This is a genomic window from Bradyrhizobium sediminis (assembly GCF_018736105.1).
Lineage (GTDB): Bacteria > Pseudomonadota > Alphaproteobacteria > Rhizobiales > Xanthobacteraceae > Bradyrhizobium.
This window is the reverse complement of sequence record NZ_CP076135.1, coordinates 1,114,078-1,136,463: the sequence shown is the minus strand read 5'-3', so window position 1 is coordinate 1,136,463 and position 22,386 is coordinate 1,114,078. Positions and strand designations below refer to the sequence as shown.

Genomic DNA, 22,386 nt, shown 5'->3' with positions numbered 1-22,386 from the left:
CGCGGGGAAAATTCGCCGATATGGAATGCAATTCTTGCATAGCTTGCCAGATGCCCTATCTTGGATTCGACACTTTCGGCGCCGCGGCGACGTCTTTCCATGTGCATTCCGCGAAAAGCTGACCAAATTCCCTTAAGAGAGGGATCTGCCCTATGCCTGCCCCTATCCATGCCAAGGTCGTCATCATCGGTTCCGGCCCGGCTGGCTACACCGCCGCGATCTATGCCGCGCGCGCGATGCTTGAACCGGTGCTGATCCAGGGCATCCAGCCCGGCGGCCAGCTCACCATCACCACCGACGTCGAGAACTATCCGGGCTTTGCCGATGTCATCCAGGGCCCCTGGCTGATGGAGCAGATGGAAAAGCAGGCCACCCATGTCGGCACCAGGATCGTCACCGATCTCGTCACCAAACTCGAACTGGCGCAGCGGCCGTTCCGGCTGACCTGCGACAGCGGCGAGGTCTATCTGGCGGAATCGGTCATCCTCGCCACCGGCGCGCAGGCGCGCTGGCTCGGCATGCCCTCGGAAGAGAAGTTCAAGGGCTTTGGCGTCTCGGCCTGCGCGACCTGCGACGGATTCTTCTATCGCGGCAAGGAAGTCGTCGTGGTCGGCGGCGGCAACACCGCGGTCGAGGAAGCGCTGTTCCTCACCAATTTCGCGTCGCAAGTGACGATCGTGCATCGCCGCGATCATTTCCGCGCCGAACGCATCCTGCAGGATCGCCTGTTCAAGCATCCCAAGATCAAGGTGGTGTGGGACAGTGCCATCGACGAGATCTGCGGCACCGAGAATCCCGGCAAGGTCACCCATGTCCGCCTGAAGAACGTCAAGACCGGCACGCTGACGGAAGTGCCGGCCGACGGCGTCTTCATCGCGATCGGACATGCGCCGGCGACCGACCTGGTGCTCGGCCAGATCAAGCTGAAACCGTCGGGCTATGTCGAGGTGGCGCCGAATTCGACCGCGACCTCGGTGCCCGGCGTGTTCGCCGCCGGCGACGTCGCCGACGAAACCTACCGGCAGGCGGTCACCGCCGCCGGCCTCGGCTGCATGGCGGCGCTCGAGGCCGAACGTTTCCTCGCACAACGCGCCAGCGAACGCGCAGCGGCAGAATAATCATGGCTCGAACCCGCGACGGATTTACCGATATGGATTGGGACAAGCTGAAGGTGTTTCACGCGGCGGCGGAAGCGGGCAGCTTCACGCATGCCGGCGAGCAGCTCGGCCTGTCGCAATCGGCCGTGTCACGCCAGGTCAGCGCGCTGGAGCAGGAGCTCTCGGTGTCGCTGTTCCACCGCCATGCCCGCGGCCTGATCCTGACCGAGCAGGGCGACCTGTTGTTCCGCACCGCGCATGACGTGTTCATGCAGCTGCAGGCGGCGCGCGCCAAGCTCACCGACAGCCGCGAGCGGCCGAGCGGCGATCTCAAGATCACCACCACCCCGGGCGTCGGCATCAACTGGCTGATCCCGCGGCTCGGCGAATTCACCGCGCTCTATCCGGAGATCCGGATTTCGCTGATCGTCACCGACGAGGAACTCGACCTGTCGATGCGCGAGGCCGATGTCGCGATCCGCACCCGCAAGCCGACGCAGCCGGACCTGATCCAGCGCAAGCTGTTCGCGATGGGCTTCCACGCCTATTGCTCGCCGGAATACATCAAGCGCTTCGGCACGCCGCGCACGCTCGACGAACTCGACGCGCACCGCATCATCACGCTCGCCGACGGACAGGTCGCACCGCACCTGCAGAACCGCAACTGGCTGATCGAGGCCGGCCGCAACGGCTCCGGTCCGCGCGAGGCCTATTTCAAGGTCAACAACATCCTGGGCCTGGTGCGCGCGTGCCAGCAGGGCCTCGGCATCGCCGCCTTGCCGGATTACCTGGTCGAGGAAAACAACCGCCTGGTGCAGCTGTTCGGCGAGTCGGATTCGATCCAGCTCGACACCTATTTCGTCTATCCCGAAGAGCTGAAGACGGTGGCGCGGGTGCAGGTGTTCCGCGACTTCGTGGTGAGCAAGGCGCAGCGCTGGCCGTCGTGACCTGCGAGAACCGGAAAGGCTCCGGTTTTCCATAAACCCCCGGTCACCGCATGACTGACATGCGACTTGGGCGGTTGCTGCAAGGCACCAACGCGGATCATAATGTTTGTACGCTGAGATTTCGCGCTGCGCATTTGTCCCCCTCCTCCAGCGGTGCGAACGCTCAGGTAATCCCTCTTGGAAGGTGATTGTGTCGGCCTCACGTGGCCAATACCTTAAGCCGGGCTCTTTCGAGCCCGGCTTTTTTTTGAATGACGACATTGTTGCGACAGGATTGCAGCTTGGCGGGCCGTTGACAGTTTTACCGTTGCCGATCATCATTCATTGATGATCACGATTCCGTGCACACTGGCGCTGTCGAAAAAAGCTCCCCTTCCGGGGACTGGAGATCGACGCGCGCGATAGACTTCTCGCTCACTGCCGATCCTCAAAACCCCGCCGTACGGACGGGGTTTTTTATTGTCCCGTCTCCGGCCTACCCCCAAGGAGATGGACCAATGACTGACCTTCGATCGCAATTGCAGGGCCTCTGGCTGCCGCTGGTCACGCCGTTCCGCGACGGCGAGCTCGACGAAACCTCGTTGCGCCGGCTGGTGCGACGCTATGCCGATGGACCGGTCGACGGACTGATCCTGGCGGCGACGTCGGGCGAAGGCATGACGCTCGGCATCGCCGAACTGGAGCGGGTCGTCGCGCTCGTGCGCGCCGAGATCGGCGAAAGCGGACGCTACCTGCCGATCTGTCTCGGGCTGTCGGGCGCCGGCACGCGCCAGATGCTCGATACGCTCGACGAGACCGCCGCCTGGCCGATCGACGGTTACCTGATTGCAAGTCCCTATTACCTGCGGCCGTCGCAGCGCGGCCTCCGGCAACATTTCAGCGCGCTGGCCGATCATGCCTCGTGGCCGATCGTGCTCTACAACATTCCCTACCGAACCGCGGTCAACCTGACCAACGAGACGCTGCTCGAGCTTGCGCGACATCCGAACATCGTCGGCCTGAAGGATTGCTGCGCCGACCGCGCGCAGTCCATCGACCTGCTGCGCCGCCGGCCAGCGGGCTTTCGGGTTCTGACCGGCGAGGACGCGCAATATTACGAGGCACTCAGCGACGGCGCCGACGGCGCCATCCTGCTGTCGGCGCACATCGAGACCGAGACGTTCGCCTCGGTGCGCACGCTGTTGAGGGAAGGCAACCGCGACGCCGCTCTGGCGCGCTGGGAAAGCATTGCCGAACTCACCCGACTGTTGTTTGCCGAACCGAGCCCGGCGCCGGCCAAGTACTGGCTGGCGCGGACCGGGCTGATCGAGCGCGCCGAGGTCCGCCTGCCGATGGTCGAAGTCGGCGCCGAGCTGGCGGCGCAGCTTGATGCGGAGATGGCGCGAAGAAGGGAGGCATCGCCGCAAGCGGCCTAGACGTTTTCCGCTTCAGATGCTCCATCCTTCGAGACGCATCGCTTCGCGATGCTCCTCAGGATGAGGTCTCAGTCCCTCATGGTGAGGAGCGCGTCTTCGCGCGTCTCGAACCATGAGGCCCCGCGAGAAGCGTACTGGCCTGGTTAATGCGCGGTGAATTCGAACGCTCGACTCCGAATGACGCCGCGGCGGCGTTGTTAGAATTTGAGGCTTATTGAATCCCCATAACAAAAATATGGGGGAGACCAATGACCACTCAAATCATCGCCAATGCCAAATATCCGACTTGCGAGCGGGCCCAGAGAATGCAGGACGTTCTGCTGGTGTCGTCGTTCGGCTTGTGGGCGGCCGTTCTCGGCCTGACGCCGGTGCTGGCCTATCGCCTGCTGATAAGCTGAAATGAGCGCTACAGGTGCGCATCGTCGTTAACCGGCGGTAGCACCTGTGTTCAAATGCGAGCGAAATCGCGACCGGCTTTTTAAAATTCGGCTGCTAGCGTCATCCCCACAACAAAATCAGAAACGCGAAAAATCAAAAACGCGGGGGCGTCGTGAATACTCGAGACAATACATTTCCTGAAGCGCAGGGCTTTACCACCGAGGACATCCTCTGGGCACTCGGCGTCTGGTCGGTGATCATCACCCTGTCGCCGGTGATCATCTTCTACATGCTGATGGTGGCCTGAGCAGTCACCCCTTTCGGCCCGGGCATCGCAAAAGAAAAACGCGCGGAGACCGCGCGTCTTTACAGGCCTTGCAGAGCGGCAGAACTATGCCGCCTGCTTGTGCATCGCGCCGGCCGCCGACGCATTTCCGCGGATCGCCTTCACCGAGCGTTCGATCGCAGCCCAGAGCCGGCTGATTTCCGCCGCCGCGCGGCCTTCGGCATAATACTCCCGCGCGCCTTCGCCATGGCTGAGCGCCATCAGGAGATCGGCGCGGTTGGTGATCTGGCCGCCCCACACCGGTGCACGGAACTTGGCGAGAGCTTCCCGCGCGATGGCGACGATCGGGCTTTCCGCTTCGTCGCGGCGCGCAGGTGCGCCGTTGATCACGACCGCATAGGGCTTGCGCGCGGCACGGCAGGTCTGAATCGTTTCCTGCACGGCGTTGACGTCGAAGACCCCCGGACGCGCCGGAATGATCACCATGGTGGCGTTCTTGATGGCATCGTCGACGACGGCCGACAGGTTCGGCGGCGTGTCGATGAAAACCCATTCGATGCCGTCACGCTTGGCGGCGGCGATGATGCCGCTGACGGAATTGACGGCGGTCTTGATCGGCGGTTCGTTGGTCCCGCGCAGCTTGTGCCACAGGGTCAACGACCCCTGCGGATCGGCATCGATCATCAGGCACGGTTTCGTTGCCTTATGCACGTGCGCCGCGATGTGGGCGGCCAGGGTACTTTTCCCCGAGCCACCTTTACGCGATGCGAAAACAATGACGTTCATACCTTGGCCTCCAGATTGACCCCAGGAGGTGAAAATGAATCAGCGCGCTGATTCGCGAAAGAAAAATTTACCGGCCAGCGTGGACAAGCCCCTGATTAATCAGCGGAGTGGGCTTTTGAGTCACACCTGCGCTGCAACAGAGTCAAAAGATCGAATCGTGGAGCGCCTGAAAAAGAGTCATTGCGGGGTTTTTGCGCGCTGACGCTCGATCCATTTGCGCTCAACCCAGCCGAGTGTCCTGGCCGTCGGCTTTTGCAGCACCGGCACGTCCTGCGCGAACAAAACGAGTCCGAGCGGCAGCATCCACAGCCCGAGCACCGGCAGAAAGCTCAAAGTTCCGCCGACCACCAGCAGACCGGCCACCGGAATCCGGACCAGTCGCGACGATGGCTTGCGCAGCCAAACGACGAATTGGGCCGGCCGCCGCGGCAGTTTGCCTTCGAACCAGGCAAAGTGCCGGTCCAGCTCCCTCTTATGATGATCGCTCACTGCATCTATCTCCTGACCAGGGGAAAGATGTGGATCGGCCGCCGCGCCGCAAGGCGTCAGTCTGTCGCGCCGCAAGCGAGGGGAACACATGCCGCGCCCCCGAGATCAGGGGGCAGCGGCTTCAATCCCTCCGACCGCCCGGCTGCCGCGGTCAGGTTGCATCCGGCTTCGCGGGCTTCTTCGGCTAATTCGGCTTGGCGCTAACCGGCTTTCGCGGGGAGGCCGGCTTGATGTTGAGCGGCTTGCCGGCGTTGATCGACGTGACTTCCGACGACGGCTCGGGCCGGAAATGCGCCCGGCAGCCGGGCGAGAGCTGAGACTTGTTTTGGCTCATGCATACTGTGATGCGGTCCACATCCGGGATGTAGGCGCTGCACAGGCGCATCGCATCATCGGTGCAGGCTTGCTGCTGCTCGGGCGTATAGGCCCTGCCCGCGGCCGGCCACAGCGAAACCGACAGCACCGTGGCGAGCATCAAACCAAGCTGGAACTTCGTGGACCTGACAGCCAACATGAATCCCCCCAACGGAAAGATCGGGCCTATTGCTGCCCGCGCCCGATTCCGATGGAATTGTGAGTGAACGTTGGCAAATTAGCAAGCACAGCGAGCACCAGCCTTTTGCCAGGAACGCGACAGCCTTCATAGTGGACCTCAGTTCACGCACCCAAAGATGAGGCAGCACGCATTGGCCACCGTATCCCCCACGCCGCTCAGCACCATTCTTCGCACGGTATGGGAAGACCTCGGCGAGTTGTCGGTCCGGCTGCGCAGCCAATCCATCATCGGACTCTCGGTCGTCGTTGTTTTCGAGATCATCGGTTCGGTTCCGGCGGTATCGGGCAATCGGCTGCTCTCCGAGGCCTTCGGCCTGATGAGCACGATTGCGCTACTGCCATTCGAAATTGCGATCTACCGCCTGCTGATCCTCGACGAAGCGACGGCCGGGTACCGCTTCGAAGTATCGACCGTCCGCTTTCAGCGCATGCTCGGCTGGACCGTCGTCCTGTGGGCTCTGGCCAACATCCCGATTTATCTGCCGGACGCCGTCATACCGTCCGAAGGCGCGGCGGCCGTCAGCAGCATCGCCTTGATCGTCATAGGCATCGCGGTGATGGTGCGATTGTCGATCTTGTTGCCTGCCATTGCCGTGGACGCGCCCGGCGCATCGGTCGCAAACGTCCTTGCGGACACGCGGGGTCACGCCTGGTTCATCGTGAAGGCATACCTCGCCATTGTGGCGCCGTTCGTCCTGATCGTCCTGTCGGCCGCGCTGCTCGCATGGCTCGCCGGGGCGAGCGAGATTCTCGGACGTTCCGGCAGAGTGAACCCGGCAGCAAGCGCGTTCTTCGGCGCACTCGGGTTTCTGGTGGTGACCGCGTTCATGATCGTCTCAGCGCGGCTCTTCATGAGGATCGGCGATCGCGTCAAGGGGGGAGCACAGAGCCCCGGCGAGTGAGCGCGCGGGCTTCCGAATCTTCGATACAGGAGATCTGGTACAGTTGGGTGGGCTCGAACCACCGACCTCCTGTTCCACAGACAGGCGCTCTAACCAACTGAGCTACAACTGCATCCTTGGGCCACCCCCGAAAAGGGGGTGCCGAACGGGCCGGAAACTAGGTGCAACGCCGCCCTTTGGCAAGGCCGGGAGATGCCCTGTTGTGGTCGGTCCGCAGGCGCCCGAAGTTCACGCCTGCCGGCGCCGCCGGCGGAAAATCCGCCGGCCGCCTCGGCGATCCCCGGCGAAAACAAAAAGCCCGGGCTGGCCGCCCGGGCTTTGGTAACGAATAGCCGTATCGATCAGGCGGCCGGCTTGAACAGCTTCGACGCGCTGGCCTTGATCGGCTCGACGGTTTCGGTCGCAACCTTCTGGCCGAGCTCGGCGAGTTCCTTGGTGTTGGCGGTGAAAGCCTCGAACTGCTTCTTGGCGTGCGAGGTCCACAGCTCCATCGCCTCGGTGGGCGTTTTCACGCCGATCAGCTCCTGCGCGAAGTCGAGCGTCGCCGAGGTGTTGGTCTTCATGATTTCCATCAGCTTCGCCGAATATTCGCTGGCGCCCTTGCTGGCGCTGGAGAACATCGCCTCGATGGCGCTGTTGTGGGTCTCGGCGGCATCCTTGAACTTGGCGTAGCTGTCGCGGGCCTGCGAAACGCCCTTCTCGGCGAACGCGCGGACCTGCTCGGGGACCTCGAACGGGATGATCGAGGCAGAGAAGGGATCGGAATTGGCCATTTCATGCATCCTTCGCAATCGGGTGAAAACGATGTGACCCTGGCGAACGGCCCCGGCAGCCCATCGGCCGGAAACGTCGACTTGGATCACGCAAGCTACCTCACGGGGGTACCCGTTTAGCGGGCAACGCAGAACTACACTCATATCATGTCAAATTTGTGCAGCGCAACGAAATTTAGTTTGCGCTGCCGCATAACAGGCCCCAGCTGGACGCACGTTCCGGCTGAGGATAGCCACGAAATCCACCCCTGCAGGCCATGGGCTCAGTCTTTCGGCTTGGCGGCGTCCATTGCCGCCCGGCCGGCATCCATCGCCGCCCGGCTCACGGCCTGGCCCATTTCGCTGGCCTGTTCTGCCAGCGACCGCATCTGGCTCTGCACATATTCGCTGTGCAGCCGCATCACCTCGGTCAGACCCTTGGCGTGCAGCAGCGACTGCGCATGGTCCAGCGACGCCTGGACGTTCTTTTCGGCGTAGGAGATCGCCTTGGCGCTGATTTCCCTGGCGCCGGCCCGAACCGCCTCCCCCTTCTCCTCGATCGTTCCGGCGGTCGCCTGCGCGCTGGAAACGAACTTCTCGAAGGCCTTGCGGGCCTGCTCGAAGCTCGCCTCGGCCATCGATCGCATTTCCTTCGGAATCTCGAAACGGTCACGCCCTTGTTCGCTCATGCTCTACTCCTGCTTTGGTATTCGGGGCCATCCACGGCCCCGGTTCCGTCCAACGCGGCGGCCGGGTGCAGGGTTGCACCGGATTAAGGTTATCGCGGCTTTGGATATGACTGCGTCCGCCAGGCCGTGGACCTGCCATCGCCCGCGGGCGATACTAAGGGTTCGTTAAGGCTGTCATGGTTTGGCCGCCGAAATCCGACGCCGTCGCCGATGCAAGCATTCAACCAGCCGGTCATGTCACCACGATGAACAACGCGGAATTCCAGTTGCGAGGCATCGGCGATCCGCGACTGGCGGTGCATGCGACGAGCGCGCTGCCCGCCTGGCTGTGGTCGACCGACGGCACCCGGATTCTGTGGGCCAATCCGGTCGGCGCAAGATTGTTCGGCGCCGCCAATGGCGCGATCCTGGCCAGGAAGCTTTTCGGTCCGGCGGATCAGCACCGCCGGCAGGTGGCCCAACTCGCCGGCCGGCTGCCGGCGGACGGCGCGATCCGGCTGGAGCGGCTGCGCGGCTTTGGCGCGCCGCTCGGCGCGCTGGTGACCTGCGGCTGCGCGCGGCTCGAATTTGCCGACGGCAATCACGGCATCCTGGTGGCCGCCGCCGAGCCGGTCGGCCGCGCGATGCCGCTGGTCGAACGGTTGCAGCGCCTGGTCGAAGGCATCGATTCGCCGATCGCCGCCTTCGCGCGCGACGGCATGTTCGTCGGCGCCAGCGACGCCGCGCGGCCGCTGCTGGGCTTTCGCAATCTCTCCGAGGCCGGTCTCGATGAGGCGCGCAGCGACGCGCTGAAGCAGGGCCGCGTCGAGACGCCGGTCGGCATCGGCCACATGGTGCTGCAGCGGGTCGGCAGCGGCGCCGACATCGGGCTGGTGGCGCTGATCGCGCCCACAGTCACGCCGGCCGCGCCGGAAGCAGCATCTGTCGAGCCCGCGCCCGACGCCGAGCAGCCGGTCGCACCGCCGGGCGAGGTGCCGCTGCCCGACTACGAACGACCGGCGATTTCAGGCGAGGCCCCGGCCGAGTTCGCGCTGATCGACGAGTTCGCGATGGAGCCACCGGCTGAACTCGTTGCGACTGCGCCGGCCGAACCTGTGCAGCGACCGATCGCGCCGCCGGCGGAATGGACCACACCTGGCTACGAGCAGCCGGCGGCTTCAGGCGAGGCCCCGGCTGAATTCGCACTGATCGGCGAGTTCGGCCCGTCGGCGCCCGACGAGCGGCCGGAAGCAGCAGCTGCCGAAACCGCGCCGCAGACGGTCGCGCCGCCTGGCGACCTGCCGACGCCCGACTACGAGCAACCGGCGATATCGGGCGAAGCCCCGGCCGAGTTCACATTGCTCGACGAATTCGAGGGCCCGTCAGCAGAGACCGACGCCGAGCCCACACCTCCCGGCGAGCCCTCCGAGCCCGACCTGCAGTCGGTACTGCAGCTCGACATGCCCTTCGTCGAAGCCTCGCACGCCGAGCCGCCGGCAGAAACCGCAACGCCCGATCTCGAAATTCGAGGGCAAGAACCGTCACCCTATATCGAGGCCGTTGCCGACGAACCGGCTGCGCCGACCGTCACGCCGGAGCCGGTCAAGCCGCCGTCATGGCTGGATGAGCCGACGCCGGGTACCCGCCGCCATCCGTTGCGCTTCATGTGGCATATGGATGCCGAAGGCCGCTTCGTGCTCGGCTCGGACGAATTCAGCCGCCTGATCGGGGCGCGCACCGCCGCAGGCTTCGGACGGCTGTGGAGCGAGATCGCCGAGACGTTCGGGCTCGATCCCGACGGCCGCGTCGCCAAGGCGGTCGCCACCGGCAGCACCTGGAGCAGCATCACCCTGAACTGGCCGGTCGACGGCGGCGGCCGGTTGCCGGTGGAGCTGTCGGGACTGCCGATCTACGATCACAACGGAAAGCTCGCAGGCTATCGCGGCTTCGGGGTGTGCCGCGATCTCGACGGCCTGACGCGGCTCGCCGCGCTGCGCCGCTACGAGTTCTTCAGTGCTCCGGCTGCGCCGCAGGCGCTGTCGGCCGATATCGTCGAGCCCGATCGCGCCAAAGATAGGCCCGAATCGCACGAGCCGATGGCCGATGAGACTTCACAACGAACCGATCTGGAAACGCCCGTGGAAACGCCAATCGAAACGCTCAAGAACGTTCTGCCGTTTCGCCCGATCAGCGATTCGAAATCGCCTGTCCTGACCCCGGTGGAAAACAGCGCCTTCAACGAACTCGCCCGGCAATTGTCGGCGCGGCTCGAAAGCGAGCATGGCGCTGCTGCGGCGCCCGGCGTATCCGGCGCGAGCGACGATGTTGTCGAGCCGCCGGCTGCAACCGAAACACGCGTGCCGCCCGGCGAAGCGCCGGAATGGCTGGCGCAGCCCGAGCCGCCCGCGCGCGGCGAGACCCGGCGCGACCGGGCGCTGCTCGATCTTCTGCCCGTCGGGGTCCTGATCTACCGGCTCGACCGGCTGCTGTATGCCAACCGCGCCTTCCTCGAGCGGATCGGCTACGACAGCCTGCATGCGCTCGAAGAGGCCGGCGGTCTCGACGCGCTCTATGTCGAACCCGGCGTCTCCTCCGCCTCCAGCACCTCCGATACCGGCACGCCGGTGACGATTTCCGCAAGCGAGGATTCGTCCGGACGCGCGCCGATGGCTGCGACCGACGCCAGGCTCTATACGATTTCATGGGACGACGATTCGGCGCTGGCGCTGATCTGCTCGGGCGCGCCGGCCGAAGCCGCAGCCGTCGCCGCGGCGATCGCGCCCGCCGTTGCGTCGAGTGAACCCTCCGCCGTCGGCCACGCCAATGCCGAGGAGCTCGGCGCCATCCTCGATACCACCGCCGAAGGCATCGTGATGTTCGACGCCGAGGGCAACCTCAATTCGTGCAACCGCAGCGCCGAGGCGCTGTTCGGCTATGACGGCGAAGCCCTCGTGCAGCGCAATCTCGCCGAGCTGTTCGCGCCGGAAAGCCAGCGCGTGGTGCAGGATTACCTCGAGAGCATCAAGGGCGCCGGCGTCGCCAGCCTGCTCGACCACGGCCGCGATGCGCTGGCGCGGGTGCGCGGCGGCGGCATCATCCCGGTGTCGATGACCATGGGCCGGACCCGGCCCGAGGGCCCGAATTTCTTCGCGGTGTTTCGCGACCTGTCGCAGACCAAAAAGAGCGAGAGCGAGCTGCAGCAGGCGCGGCGGCTGGCCGATCGCGCGGCCAACGCCAGGGCCGACATGCTGGCCCGGATCAGCCATGAGGTCCGCACCCCGCTGAACGCCATCATCGGCTTTGCCGAGGTGATGATCGGCGAACGCTTCGGCAGCCTCGGCAACGAGCGCTACGTCGAATACATGAAGGACATCCGCGCTTCCGGCGAGCGCGTGATCGCGATCATCAACGACCTGCTCGACCTCTCGAGGATCGAGACTGGCAAGCTCGATCTTGCTTTCACCAACCAGAACCTCAACGAGCTGGTCGAGAGCTGCGTCGCGGTGATGCAGCCGCAGGCCAACCGCGAGCGCATCATCATCCGCACCTCGCTGGCGCATGCGCTGCCGCCCGTCGTCGCCGATGCCCGCGCGCTGCGCCAGATCACGCTGAACCTGATCGGCAATTCGATCCATCTCGCCAATGCCGGCGGCCAGGTCATCGTTTCCACCGCGCTGTCGGATTTCGGCGAGGTGGTGTTGCGGGTCCGCGATACCGGACACGGGCTCAACGACAACGAAGTCGCCGCCGCGATGGAGCCGTTCCGCAACCACGCGCCGTCGGATCGGACTTCCGACAGCGGCGTCAGCCTGTCGCTGACCAAGGCGCTGGTCGAGGCCAACCGCGCGCAATTCCACATCAAGCCGGGCGCGCATTCGGGCACCCTGATCGAAGTGGTGTTCTCGCACGATATGGCGAAGGCGTAGGACGCTTGCGGAAGCCGACTTTGAACTTCGTTATGAAGTAGGCCTTCACGTCGTAGGGGTCTTGCGCAGCAACGCGCTACGGGGCTTTCGCCGATCCCTCATCTTCTGGTGATCTGAAGGAAAGCCCCGACATGGCATCGAACATATCGATGTGATCGCGAACCAGCTTCACGCCAGACACATTCTCGGCCGCCACAATGATCGCCTGCCGGAAGCGTTCATCCATGATGAAGCCATTGAGGTGCACAATTCCATCGCGCACCGTCACTCCGAGACGGAGCGGGCGCCACTCTTTCGTCTCGATCGCTGCAATCACCCGTTCCCGAATGTGATCGTCGTCCGCCGTCGGATCCGGCACATCCCGAGCGAGACTGGCGACGGCGCGAAGCAAATCAGAACGGGTCACGATCCCGACAAGCACATCTCCCCGCACGACCGGCAAACGCTTGACGTTCTGACGCTCTATCAATTGCACAATATCCTCAAGGGGCATGTCCTCCGTCGCCGTGTGGATATCCGACGTCATGATCTCCCCGACCTTCCGACCCTGTTCATGCACGAAGTCGAGCGCAGATTCGCCAGGACCCAATAAGATCCCAAGCCACCGGCCTCGCTTTCGCTGCGTCCCGATCTCCTTGCGGCGTATAAAATCACCTTCCGAAATGATCCCGATCAGCTTGCCCGTTTCGCTCGTCACGGGAAGACCACCAATGTGCTCTCGCAGCATCAAGTTTGCAGCTTCGAGTATCGGCGTCTCAGGTCTGACGGTAATCACCCTGCGTGTCATGATTTGATGTGCGCGCATTTGAAGCCCCTCCCGAGAGACCAACATTCCAGGACTTCCGTCCGACGATTGCAGCAGAGCATTCAACAACTCGACCACGTTTACAACCGAGGCGATCCGCCGCGACTGGCCCTCGCCTCACCATTGCCTGCCGACGCCGCGGCGACGCCCGGACCCGAATAGGCACGGATCGAGCGGACCTTGGCGTTCATCACGTGCCTGACGATGTATTTGAAGAGCAGACGTCGAACGCCGCTAAAATTAGGTCCTTGTTTGGCGTAAAAGCTGTCGGGATCGTCATAGATGCCGAAGTCGTTGTTCACGCCCTTGATCTGGATGAACGTGTCGGTGCCCTTCCACGCAACGGGCGGATTCATCAGGTCGTCGATCCCGACGCCGAATCCGATGAATTCGCGGGTCTCGGGAGGCAGTGTGGCCCGCAAGCCCTTGAGATAGGCAAGATCGAGAATCACCCCCTCCAGACCGATCCACCGGCCCTGGTGAAGCACCTCGGCCCAGCTGTGGATAATATTGGACGGGGCCAGACCATAGAACAGTCTGCCGACGATTCCCTTCTGCAACCGCTTGTGAATGGTGGCGCCGTGGAAACGACATGGAATTCCACACGCGCGCAACAGCGCCATCAACAAGGTGGTCTTGGTGTTGCATTGGCCGTAGCCATCCGACAGGACATGTGACGCCGGCAGAACATCGGATTCGTTGTAGCCGAAGGCGATTCGATCGCGGACGAAATCATAAATCGCGCCGATTCGTTCCCGCTCCGGAAGCCGCATCCAGGCTTGAGCCTGGACCAGGTTGCGAATGGCGGGCCCGTCAAAATCGAGAAGCCGTGTCGGGTTGAGGTATATCTCCATCGCAACCATTTGCTTTGGTAATGCGGCACTCGACCTAATGTGTTGATCGATATCAAACCAATGGTCATGGCCGATCCACACGAATTTCCAAAATAGCGCACTCAACGCCTGGGTTCAGCGCGCGTGCCCAGTGAAGGTCCATGGGTTAGCCCTCAGCAGGCGCAGCGCATTGGCGACGACGAGAAGCGAAGCCCCCATGTCGGCGGCAATCGCCGCCCATAGGCTGGCCAGGCCGGCGAAGGTCAAAACCACGAACACGGCCTTTATACCGAGCGAGAACGCGATGTTCTGTCGGATGATACGGAGGGTTCGCCTGGAATGACGTACAAGCCAGGGGAGCTTCGAGATGTCGTCGGTCATGAGCGCGACGTCGGCGGTTTCGATCGCCGCGTCCGAGCCAATCGCGCCCATGGCAATGCCCAATGTCGAGCGCGCCAACGCCGGCGCATCGTTTACCCCATCGCCGACCATCGCCACCGTGCCGTACCGCGCAACGAGTTCGTCGACCTTCCTGACCTTCTCCTCCGGCAAGAGCTCCGCATGCACTTCGTCGATACCGACCTCCCGGGCGATCGCTTCGGCCGTGACACGGTTATCGCCCGTCAGCATCGCCACATGCGCGATGCCGGCGGCGTGCAGTTGCTCGATGACGTTGCGAGCCTCCGGGCGAATGGTATCTGCAACTGCGATGACGCCACAGACATGCCGCGCATTTCCAATGACCAGGACGGTCTTGCCGTCGGCCTCCAGCATCTCCGCCTGTTGCGCGACCTCAAGCGTATCCTGGCCCCGTTCGATGACATAACGGTGCGAGCCGAGCCAGAATGGCTTTCCATCGAAGGTGCCGATCAACCCCTTGCCCGTCAGGACCCGAACGTCCGACGCCGGCGCGAGGGCGATGCCCTTGCTTTCGACGTAGCTGAGCACGGCGCGCGCGAGGGGATGGGTCGAGCGTGCCTCAAGGGCGGCGGCGCGGGCGAGCAACTCGACTTCCGTATGATCGCCAAACGGCACCACGCGCACAACCTCCGGCTCGCCGCGCGTGATGGTTCCGGTCTTGTCAACGGCGATTGCCCTCAGGCGCGCGGGAAGCTCGACGTAGGCGCCGCCCTTGACCAGTACGCCGGCTCGCGCCGACGCGGCAAGCGATGCGACAATCGATACCGGCGTGGAGATGACGAGGGCACAGGGGCAGGCGATCACGAGCAATACCAGCGCGCGATAGAACCAGGCATGCCAATCGCCGTCGATAAAAGCCGGCGGCAAGACGAAAACGAGCAAGGCCAACATCATCACCGCGGGGGTATAGACACGGGCGAATCGTTCTACCCACTGCTCCGAGGGCGCACGACGCGCATGGGCCTCTTCCACCATATGGATGATGCGGGCGAGCGTGGTATCCTCGACTGTCTTCGTCGCTTCGACCGTGAGCACACCATCGCCGTTGATCGTGCCGGCGTAGACCTCCGCATCGGGCCCTTTCTCGACCGGCACGCTCTCGCCGGTGATCGGCGCCTGGTTCACCGCGCTGGCGCCGGCGACGACACGTCCGTCAAGGGGAATGCGTTGACCCGCTTGCACGAAAAAATGGTCGCCAAGCCTGGCGTCGGCCGCCGCGATCTCTGCTTCCGATCCATCCGCGCGAATGACCCGCACGACGGGTGGCGTCAGATCGAGCAACGCCGCAATCGCGCGCCTGGCTCGCCCCACGCTCCAGCTTTCGAGCATGAGCGACAGCGCGAAGAGAAAGCTTACCGTCGCCGCCTCGAACCACTCTCCGATGGCAATTGCGCCAATGACGGCCACCGTCATCAGAAGGTTCATATCGGGACGCAGCGATTTCGCCGAGTACCAAGCCTTGACGATCACGAAGCGTCCACCGCAGACGATCGCAGCCGAATAGGCGGCAATTTCCGGCCAGGGCATTGCCTGTCCGGCGTGCGTTCCAAGCAGGCGCAACGCATCCGCCAATCCGCCGGCAAACCAGACGTGAATCATCAGGCCGACGACAACGCAGAACCCGCTGAGCGTGGTGAGCCAGACTTGGTGGCGATAGTGGGCTGCAGCCGCGTCGCGCGCCTCGTTATCCTGCGATTGCCATTCGACGGCGGTTAGGCCGGTTCGTGCCACGACCGCCCGTATTTGGCCTGCCGACACCGGAATTGCGGAATCGAGGATGGTCATCCGGCCGTTGAGCACGTCGAAAGCAAGGTTGCTCTCACCGCCGACGAGGGGACCTACCTCGCGGCGAAGCACGGCCACTTCCTCGGCGCAGTCCAATCCCTGGACCTTGAAGGAGTACCGCCGAGCCGATTCGGGCTTGGTGGGCTTGACTTCCGTACCCATGGTGCCGGTCCTGTGAATGCTATCCGCGAACGATGATCGAGCGAAGCAACGAGGACCGGACTCCACCCCAATACTTCACGACCCACCCTCTTGTATTTTGCGTGGCCGGACTGACCTTCAACAATTTTCAGGGTGCTCGTGATGGCCGCTCAGTTAGGACAATAGCAACTTTTGCCTCGCCCGGCAGCGAATTCTCCCAGATCACGCTGAACCTGATCGGCAATTCGATCCATCTCGCCAATGCCGGCGGCCAGGTCATCGTTTCCACCGCGCTGTCGGATTTCGGCGAGGTGGTGTTGCGGGTCCGCGATACCGGACACGGGCTCAACGACAACGAAGTCGCCGCCGCGATGGAGCCGTTCCGCAACCACGCGCCATCGGATCGGACTTCCGACAGCGGCGTCAGCCTGTCGCTGACCAAGGCGCTGGTCGAGGCCAACCGCGCGCAATTCCACATCAAGCCGGGCGCGCATTCGGGCACCCTGATCGAAGTGGTGTTCTCGCACGATATGGCGAAGGCGTAAGCGCCACCGGCGTCAGGCCGCGACCGACTGCATTTCCTGACTTGCGGTGCCGAGACCTGCCTGCTTGACCAAGCCGTAAATGGCGGGGATCACGATCAAGGTCAGCAGCGTCGACGAGATCATGCCGCCGATCATCGGCACCGCGATCCGCTGCATGATTTCGGAACCGGTGCCGGTGCTCCACATGATCGGCAACAAGCCCGCCATGATGGCGACCACCGTCATCATCTTCGGGCGCACCCGTTCCACCGCGCCGACCATGATGGCGTCATAGAGATCGCGCCGGGTCAGCTGGCGGCCTTGCGCCTCGCATCGCGCCTTGGTCTCCGCCAGGGCATGGTTGAGGTAGATCAGCATCACCACGCCGGTTTCGGCGGCGACGCCGGCGAGCGCGATGAAGCCGACCACGACGGCCACCGAAAGATTGAAGCCGAGCCACCACATCAGCCAGATGCCGCCGACCAGCGCGAAGGGCAGCGACAGCATCACGATCATCGTGTCGGTGAAGGCGCGGAAGTTGAGATACAGCAGCAGGAAGATGATCGCGAGCGTCACCGGCACCACGATCCTCAGCCGCGCCGCCGCGCGTTCGAGATATTCGAACTGGCCGCTCCACATCACATAGTAGCCAGGCGGAAATTGAATGCTGGCCTTCACCGCCGCCTGCGCGTCGGCGACATAGCCGCCGAGATCGCGGTCGCGGATGTCGACATAGATGTAGGTCGCCAATTGGCCATTCTCGGTGCGGATCGAGGTCGGCCCTCGCGCGGGCGAGACTTTCGCGACCTCGCCGAGCGGCACCGCGCCGCCGGCCGGCATCGGCACCAGCACGTCGTTGGCGATGGCTTGCGGATTTTCCCGCAGATCCCGCGGGTAGCGCATGTTGACGCTGAAGCGCTGCCGGCCTTCCACCGTCGTAGTCACCGTCTGACCGCCGAGCGCCGTGCCGATCACGTCCTGAACGTCCTGCACCATGATGCCGTAGCGCGCCAGCGCCGCACGGTCGGGCGTCACGTCGAGATAGTAGCCGCCGATGCCGCGCTCGGCGTATGCCGATGACGTTCCGGGCACGGTCTTCAGGACCTGCTCGATCTGTTTTGCCAGCCTGTCGATCTCGACCAGGTCGGTGCCGATCACCTTGACCCCGACCGGGGTACGGATTCCCGTCGACAGCATGTCGATGCGGGCCCGGATCGGCATGGTCCAGGCGTTGGAAACGCCCGGGAATTGCAGCGCGCGGTCCATCTCGGCGGTCAGGCTCTCGACCGTGACGCCCGGCCGCCACTCTTGCTTCGGCTTCAGGTTGACGATGGTTTCGAACATCTCGGACGGCGCCGGATCGGTCGCGGTCGCCGCACGCCCGGCCTTGCCGTAGACCGAGGCCACTTCCGGAAACGACCGGATGATGCGGTCCTGGGTCTGCATCAATTCGCCGGCCTTGGTGACGGAAATTCCTGGCAGTGTCGTCGGCATGTAGAGCAGCGTGCCTTCGTTCAGGCTCGGCATGAACTCGCTGCCCAATTGCCGCGCAGGCCAGATCGTGACCGCGAGAATGGCCAGTGATGCCACGATCACCGGCACCTTGGCGCGCATCACGCCCGCGATCACGGGCCGGTAGATCCAGATCAGGAAGCGATTGATCGGATTCCTGTGCTCGGCGACGATCCGGCCGCGGACGCAGACGATCATCAGCGCCGGCACCAGCGTAATCGACAGCAGCGCCGCCGCCGCCATCGCAAAGGTCTTGGTGAACGCCAGCGGGCTGAACAGCCGCCCCTCCTGCGATTCCAGCGTGAAGATCGGCATGAATGATACCGTGATGATCAGCAGGCTGAAAAACAGCGCCGGCCCGACCTCGGAGGCCGCCTCGATCAGCACATCGACCCGCGAGCGCCCCGGTTCGGCCCGCTCCAGATGCTTGTGGGCGTTTTCGATCATCACGATGGCGGCGTCGATCATGGCGCCGATCGCGATCGCGATGCCGCCGAGGCTCATGATATTGGCTCCGATTCCCAACAGCTTCATGGCGCCGAACGCCATCAGGATGCCGACCGGCAGCATGACGATCGCGACCAGCGCGCTGCGGAAATGCAGCAGAAACACGAAACAGACCAGCGCCACCACCACGCTTTCCTCGATCAGCGTGTGCTTGAGAGTCTCGATCGCCGCATTGATCAGGTTGGAGCGGTCGTAGACCGCGACGATTTCGGCCGAGCCCGGCAGGCTGCTGGCGATCTCCTTGAAGCGCTTCTTGACGTTCCCGATCACGTCGAGCGCGTTGACGCCGACGCGCTGCAGCACGATGCCGCTGGCGACCTCGCCCTCGCCGTTGAGTTCAGTGATGCCGCGCCGCTCGTCGGGACCGAGTTCGACCCGGGCGACGTCGCGCAACAACACCGGCGTGCCGTTGCTGGTCTTCAGCACGATGTTGCCGAGATCGTTGATGCCCTTGAGGTAGCCCTTGCCTCGGATGACGTATTCGAACTCGGAGAGTTCGACGGTGCGGCCGCCGACATCGGCATTGCTGGCGCGGATCGCTTCGCGCATCTTCTGCATGGTGATGCCGAGATCGCGCATCCGCTGCGGATCGAGGATGACGTTGTACTGGCGGACGAAGCCGCCGACGCTGGCAATTTCGGCAACGCCTTCCGCCTTCGCCAGCGCGAATTTCAGGTTCCAGTCCTGGATCGTCCGCGTGTCCGCCAGATTCAACTCTTTCGACATCACCGCGTATTGATAGACCCAGCCGACGCCGGTGGCGTCCGGCCCCATGGTCGGAGCCACGCCGGCCGGCAACCGGGAGGCGGCGCCGTTGAGGAATTCCAGCACCCGCGAGCGCGCCCAGTAGATGTCGGTGCCGTCCTCGAAGATCACGTAGACGAACGAGACGCCGAAGAACGAAAATCCCCGCACCACTTTCGATCGCGGCACGGTCAGCATCGCGGTAGTCAGGGGATAGGTGACCTGATCCTCGATCACCTGCGGGGCCTGCCCCGGATATTCGGTATAGACGATGACCTGGGTATCGGAGAGATCCGGGATGGCGTCGAGCGGCAAATGCGCGAGCGCATAGATTCCGGCGGCGGCGGCAAAGCCCGCGCCGAAGAATACCAGGAGCAGGTTGCGCGCCGACCAGGCGATCAGGCGGGCGATCATGGCTTTTCTCCCGCGTCCGAGAAGCCCTTCAACGCCGCCTTCAGATTGCTTTCGGCATCGATCAGGAAGTTGGCGGAGACGACGACCGGCTCGCCTTCGGCGACGCCCTCGCGGATCTCGACATAGCCGCCGCCGCGATGGCCGAGCTTGACGTCGCGCGGCTCGAACCGGCCCTGGCCTTTCTCGACGAACACCGCCTGCCGGCTGCCGGTATCGAGCACGGCGCTTTCCGCGACGCTCAGCACGGCCTGCGGGCTGCCGGTGTCGATCTCGGCATCGACATACATATCCGGCAGCAGCGCCGCATCTGGATTTTCCAGTTCGGCCCTGACGCGGACGGTGCGGGTTTCGCGATTGACCTGCGGATAGATCACGTCGATCTTCCCGGCGAACTCGCGGCCGGCCAGGCCGCGCGCCCTGATCATGACGGGCTGGCCTGCCTTCAGCGCGCCGAGATCGCGCTCGGCGACGTCGATCATGGCCCAGACCAGGGACGTATCCGCGACCCGGAACAGCACGTCGCCGGGCTGCGCGCGCATTCCCTCGATCGCGTTGCGTTCGAGCACGATGCCGTCGCGCGGCGCCGACCAGTCGATCGTGATCGGAACGGTGCCGCTCTTCTCCATGGCGACGATCACCGCGTCGGGAACGTCGAGGTTCATCAGCCGTTGCCGCGAACCGCGGCCGTAGACGGCGGTGCCGCCAGTGGTTTTCAAATTGAGGGTGGCGACGTATTCGGCCGCGGCCGACGAAATCAGCGGGCTGTAAATCTCCATCAGCGGCTGGCCCCTGGCGACCCTGGAGCCGGTGGTGACGTTGGCGATCTTCTGAACCCAGCTTTCCGATCGCATCGAGATCACCGAGATGCGGCGTTGGTCGAGCTGGATGGTGCCGGGCGCGCGGATCGCGGTACGGATGATCCGCAACGCCGCGGCCTCGGATTTGACGCCGGTGCGCTGGATTTTTCCGGGCGACAGCTTCACCGATCCGTCGTCGCTGTCCTCGCCTTCGTAAACGGGGATGTAATCCATCCCCATCGAATCCTTTTTCGGAGCCGGCGAGGTATCCGCCAGCCCCATCGGATTGCGGTAGTATTTGACCTTGCGATCGGCGGATGCGGCGGCCGCGGGAGCCACCGCCGGTTCGTCCTCGAAGCTCAGATCGGCGCCGGCCGGCACGGCGCGGTAGTTGCGTCCGTCAGGCGTCTGCTTCGGCGTCAGCGAGTAGAGCGGACGCCCGTCCGGATCCTGGTAATAGATCGGTTCGCCGCCCGCCTGCGCCGACGCCGGCGCAACCAGCGATGTTTTCGTCGAATGAAGGTGCCCGCGCGCACCGATCAGTCCGGCGCCTGCCGCCAACACAGCAGCGACAGCGACGCCCGCGAGGACGGCGCGTTTCACTTTTGCGCCGTGATGACGAGCTTGCCTTCGACCGTGCCTGTCTCGCCCTGGACCTTCGCGCCGATCGAGAGCAACCACCTTCCTTCCATCCCGAAGGCGGCCTTGAAGCGGTAGCTGCCGGGCTCCCCGCCGGGTTCGCGCACGACCTTGGTGGACATCTCCGCCATGCCGTCCGGCGCCATGTCGAGACGGGTGGCAAAGATGACGGCGTCGGGCACCGGCTTGCCGGTCTTCTTGTTGACGAGCTGGACCGTGACGATCCTGTCCTTGCCGGCGGTCACCGTCGGCTCGGCCAGCTTGAATTCGTAATCCTTGATGTCGGCGCGGGCGATACCGGCGGCGCCGCTCACGGCAAGACCGACGAGCGCGGCCCGGACGGCGCGCGAGCTGTTGAGCCTGTTCATTTCGAAATCCTCTGAAATCATGATCCTGCCGCCAGGCGGCATGCGACGATCCCGCGGCGTTCAAGCCGCGCGGCAACAAACGGCGCCGTGACGCCGTTCAGACCAGAATTCGAGGCGGATGTTCGGGAGGCGGGTGGCCGAGGCCATCGGGCCGGAAGTCGTTTCGCTGGAGCGCCATGCTGGCGGAAACGACGAGGAACGGATGTACGAAGGTGGCCGTCATGCCGGTGAAGCATTTCGTCATGCAGGTGGCCATCAACAGGCATTTGCTGCAGTCCACCGGCGCCTTCGATGGGCAGCACGGCATGTCACTTGCCATCTCGCCGGACATGGCCGGCGGCGACATTTCGGCCGCTATCGCTTCCATCGAGGCGTCGAGAGCCAGAGCCGCCATGACCGGCCGGGAGACCGGAGCCAATACAAGACCCGCGATCATCAGGACCGCGAGCAGCCGGTGTATGGCGATATGGCAGTTCATGCTCTCAAAATCGCACGAAATGGCGCGGATTGACAGCCTGGCGAGGCTAACGACCCCGTGATCAGTCCGTACTTTGGTTCGCGCAGCGCGACGAGGAAATCGGCTGGGCAGGGAGATATCGCGGCCGGTGCGGGGATCTGCCGCGTCCAACGGACGCGGAACGGCATAAATTTTGCTCTGTCTTTCGTCGTTTGAATACAGTCGCTCCGGTACGAGCT

At 64.0% G+C, this 22,386-nt stretch carries 19 protein-coding genes, 1 tRNA gene and 1 pseudogene; 8 read left to right on the top strand and 13 right to left on the bottom strand.

From position 1 onward, the window contains the following. Positions 1-152 precede the first annotated feature (152 nt). The 5 genes from trxB (at position 153) to KMZ68_RS26090 (ending at position 4,144) form a co-directional block, all read left to right on the top strand. Positions 153-1,118, top strand: coding sequence for a thioredoxin-disulfide reductase (gene trxB / locus KMZ68_RS05470; RefSeq protein ID WP_215614840.1), 966 nt, complete (start codon positions 153-155; stop codon positions 1,116-1,118). Between the two features lie 2 nt (positions 1,119-1,120). Further along, positions 1,121-2,044, top strand: a complete 924-nt coding sequence (locus tag KMZ68_RS05465; RefSeq protein WP_215614839.1) for a LysR family transcriptional regulator — start codon at positions 1,121-1,123, stop codon at positions 2,042-2,044. Positions 2,045-2,541: 497 nt separating this feature from the next. Then, positions 2,542-3,459, top strand: coding sequence for a 4-hydroxy-tetrahydrodipicolinate synthase family protein (locus tag KMZ68_RS05460; RefSeq protein WP_215614838.1), 918 nt, complete (start codon positions 2,542-2,544; stop codon positions 3,457-3,459). Between the two features lie 248 nt (positions 3,460-3,707). Beyond that, a complete protein-coding gene (locus KMZ68_RS05455; protein WP_215614837.1) occupies positions 3,708-3,857 on the top strand; it encodes a hypothetical protein in 150 nt (49 codons plus the stop codon). 152 nt (positions 3,858-4,009) lie between these two features. Next, positions 4,010-4,144 (top strand): hypothetical protein, encoded by a 135-nt coding sequence (locus tag KMZ68_RS26090; RefSeq protein ID WP_256443695.1) that lies wholly within the window; start codon positions 4,010-4,012, stop codon positions 4,142-4,144. Positions 4,145-4,228: 84 nt separating this feature from the next. Here the strand turns inward: KMZ68_RS26090 and KMZ68_RS05450 are convergent, their stop codons facing one another. The 3 genes from KMZ68_RS05450 to KMZ68_RS05440 form a co-directional block, all read right to left on the bottom strand. Continuing rightward, positions 4,229-4,909, bottom strand: coding sequence for a ParA family protein (locus tag KMZ68_RS05450; protein WP_215614836.1), 681 nt, complete (start codon positions 4,907-4,909; stop codon positions 4,229-4,231). Positions 4,910-5,086: 177 nt separating this feature from the next. Beyond that, a complete protein-coding gene (locus KMZ68_RS05445) occupies positions 5,087-5,398 on the bottom strand; it encodes a hypothetical protein (RefSeq protein WP_215605077.1) in 312 nt (103 codons plus the stop codon). Positions 5,399-5,582: 184 nt separating this feature from the next. Beyond that, positions 5,583-5,912, bottom strand: a complete 330-nt coding sequence (locus KMZ68_RS05440; protein WP_215614835.1) for a hypothetical protein — start codon at positions 5,910-5,912, stop codon at positions 5,583-5,585. A gap of 172 nt (positions 5,913-6,084) precedes the next feature. On the opposite strand from KMZ68_RS05440, the gene KMZ68_RS05435 reads away from it, so the two are divergent. Further along, on the top strand, positions 6,085-6,855 hold the full coding sequence (locus KMZ68_RS05435; RefSeq protein ID WP_215614834.1) for a hypothetical protein: 771 nt from the start codon (positions 6,085-6,087) through the stop codon (positions 6,853-6,855). Between the two features lie 35 nt (positions 6,856-6,890). Here KMZ68_RS05435 and KMZ68_RS05430 read toward each other — a convergent pair. From KMZ68_RS05430 to KMZ68_RS05420, 3 genes are all read right to left on the bottom strand, one after another. After that, positions 6,891-6,967, bottom strand: a tRNA-His gene (locus tag KMZ68_RS05430). A 229-nt stretch (positions 6,968-7,196) separates the two neighbouring features. Further along, positions 7,197-7,628, bottom strand: a complete 432-nt coding sequence (locus KMZ68_RS05425; protein ID WP_215614833.1) for a phasin — start codon at positions 7,626-7,628, stop codon at positions 7,197-7,199. Between the two features lie 263 nt (positions 7,629-7,891). Then, the gene (locus tag KMZ68_RS05420) at positions 7,892-8,296 is read right to left on the bottom strand and encodes a phasin family protein (protein ID WP_215614832.1); all 405 of its coding nucleotides are present in this window, start codon (positions 8,294-8,296) and stop codon (positions 7,892-7,894) included. Between the two features lie 245 nt (positions 8,297-8,541). Here KMZ68_RS05420 and KMZ68_RS05415 point away from each other — a divergent pair, with 245 nt between their 5' ends. Continuing rightward, positions 8,542-12,201: a PAS domain-containing protein gene (locus tag KMZ68_RS05415; protein ID WP_215616204.1), complete on the top strand. Its 3,660-nt coding sequence runs from the start codon at positions 8,542-8,544 to the stop codon at positions 12,199-12,201. Between the two features lie 76 nt (positions 12,202-12,277). Here KMZ68_RS05415 and KMZ68_RS05410 read toward each other — a convergent pair whose 3' ends face one another. From KMZ68_RS05410 to KMZ68_RS05400, 3 genes are all read right to left on the bottom strand, one after another. Continuing rightward, positions 12,278-13,006: a CBS domain-containing protein gene (locus KMZ68_RS05410; protein WP_215614831.1), complete on the bottom strand. Its 729-nt coding sequence runs from the start codon at positions 13,004-13,006 to the stop codon at positions 12,278-12,280. Positions 13,007-13,086: 80 nt separating this feature from the next. After that, a complete protein-coding gene (locus KMZ68_RS05405; RefSeq protein WP_249779529.1) occupies positions 13,087-13,965 on the bottom strand; it encodes a transglutaminase-like domain-containing protein in 879 nt (292 codons plus the stop codon). 9 nt (positions 13,966-13,974) lie between these two features. Next, complete coding sequence (locus tag KMZ68_RS05400; protein ID WP_215614830.1) at positions 13,975-16,206, bottom strand: heavy metal translocating P-type ATPase; 2,232 nt, start codon at positions 16,204-16,206, stop codon at positions 13,975-13,977. A 197-nt stretch (positions 16,207-16,403) separates the two neighbouring features. Here KMZ68_RS05400 and KMZ68_RS05395 point away from each other — a divergent pair. Further along, positions 16,404-16,730 (top strand): annotated as a pseudogene (locus KMZ68_RS05395) (sensor histidine kinase); the annotation flags it as partial. 12 nt (positions 16,731-16,742) lie between these two features. Here the strand turns inward: KMZ68_RS05395 and KMZ68_RS05390 are convergent. The 4 genes from KMZ68_RS05390 to KMZ68_RS05375 form a co-directional block, all read right to left on the bottom strand. Beyond that, entirely contained in the window at positions 16,743-19,886 is a 3,144-nt protein-coding gene (locus KMZ68_RS05390) for an efflux RND transporter permease subunit (RefSeq protein ID WP_215614829.1), read from the bottom strand. Next, positions 19,883-21,286 (bottom strand): efflux RND transporter periplasmic adaptor subunit, encoded by a 1,404-nt coding sequence (locus KMZ68_RS05385; RefSeq protein WP_215614828.1) that lies wholly within the window; start codon positions 21,284-21,286, stop codon positions 19,883-19,885. The genes KMZ68_RS05390 and KMZ68_RS05385 overlap by 4 nt, the downstream gene beginning before the upstream one ends. Next, entirely contained in the window at positions 21,283-21,690 is a 408-nt protein-coding gene (locus KMZ68_RS05380; protein WP_215614827.1) for a FixH family protein, read from the bottom strand. The genes KMZ68_RS05385 and KMZ68_RS05380 overlap by 4 nt, the downstream gene beginning before the upstream one ends. Before the next feature lie 97 nt (positions 21,691-21,787). Then, positions 21,788-22,168 carry a hypothetical protein gene (locus tag KMZ68_RS05375; protein WP_215614826.1) on the bottom strand — a complete coding sequence of 127 codons (381 nt, stop codon included), beginning with the start codon at positions 22,166-22,168 and terminating at the stop codon, positions 21,788-21,790. Between the last annotated feature and the right edge of the window lie 218 nt (positions 22,169-22,386).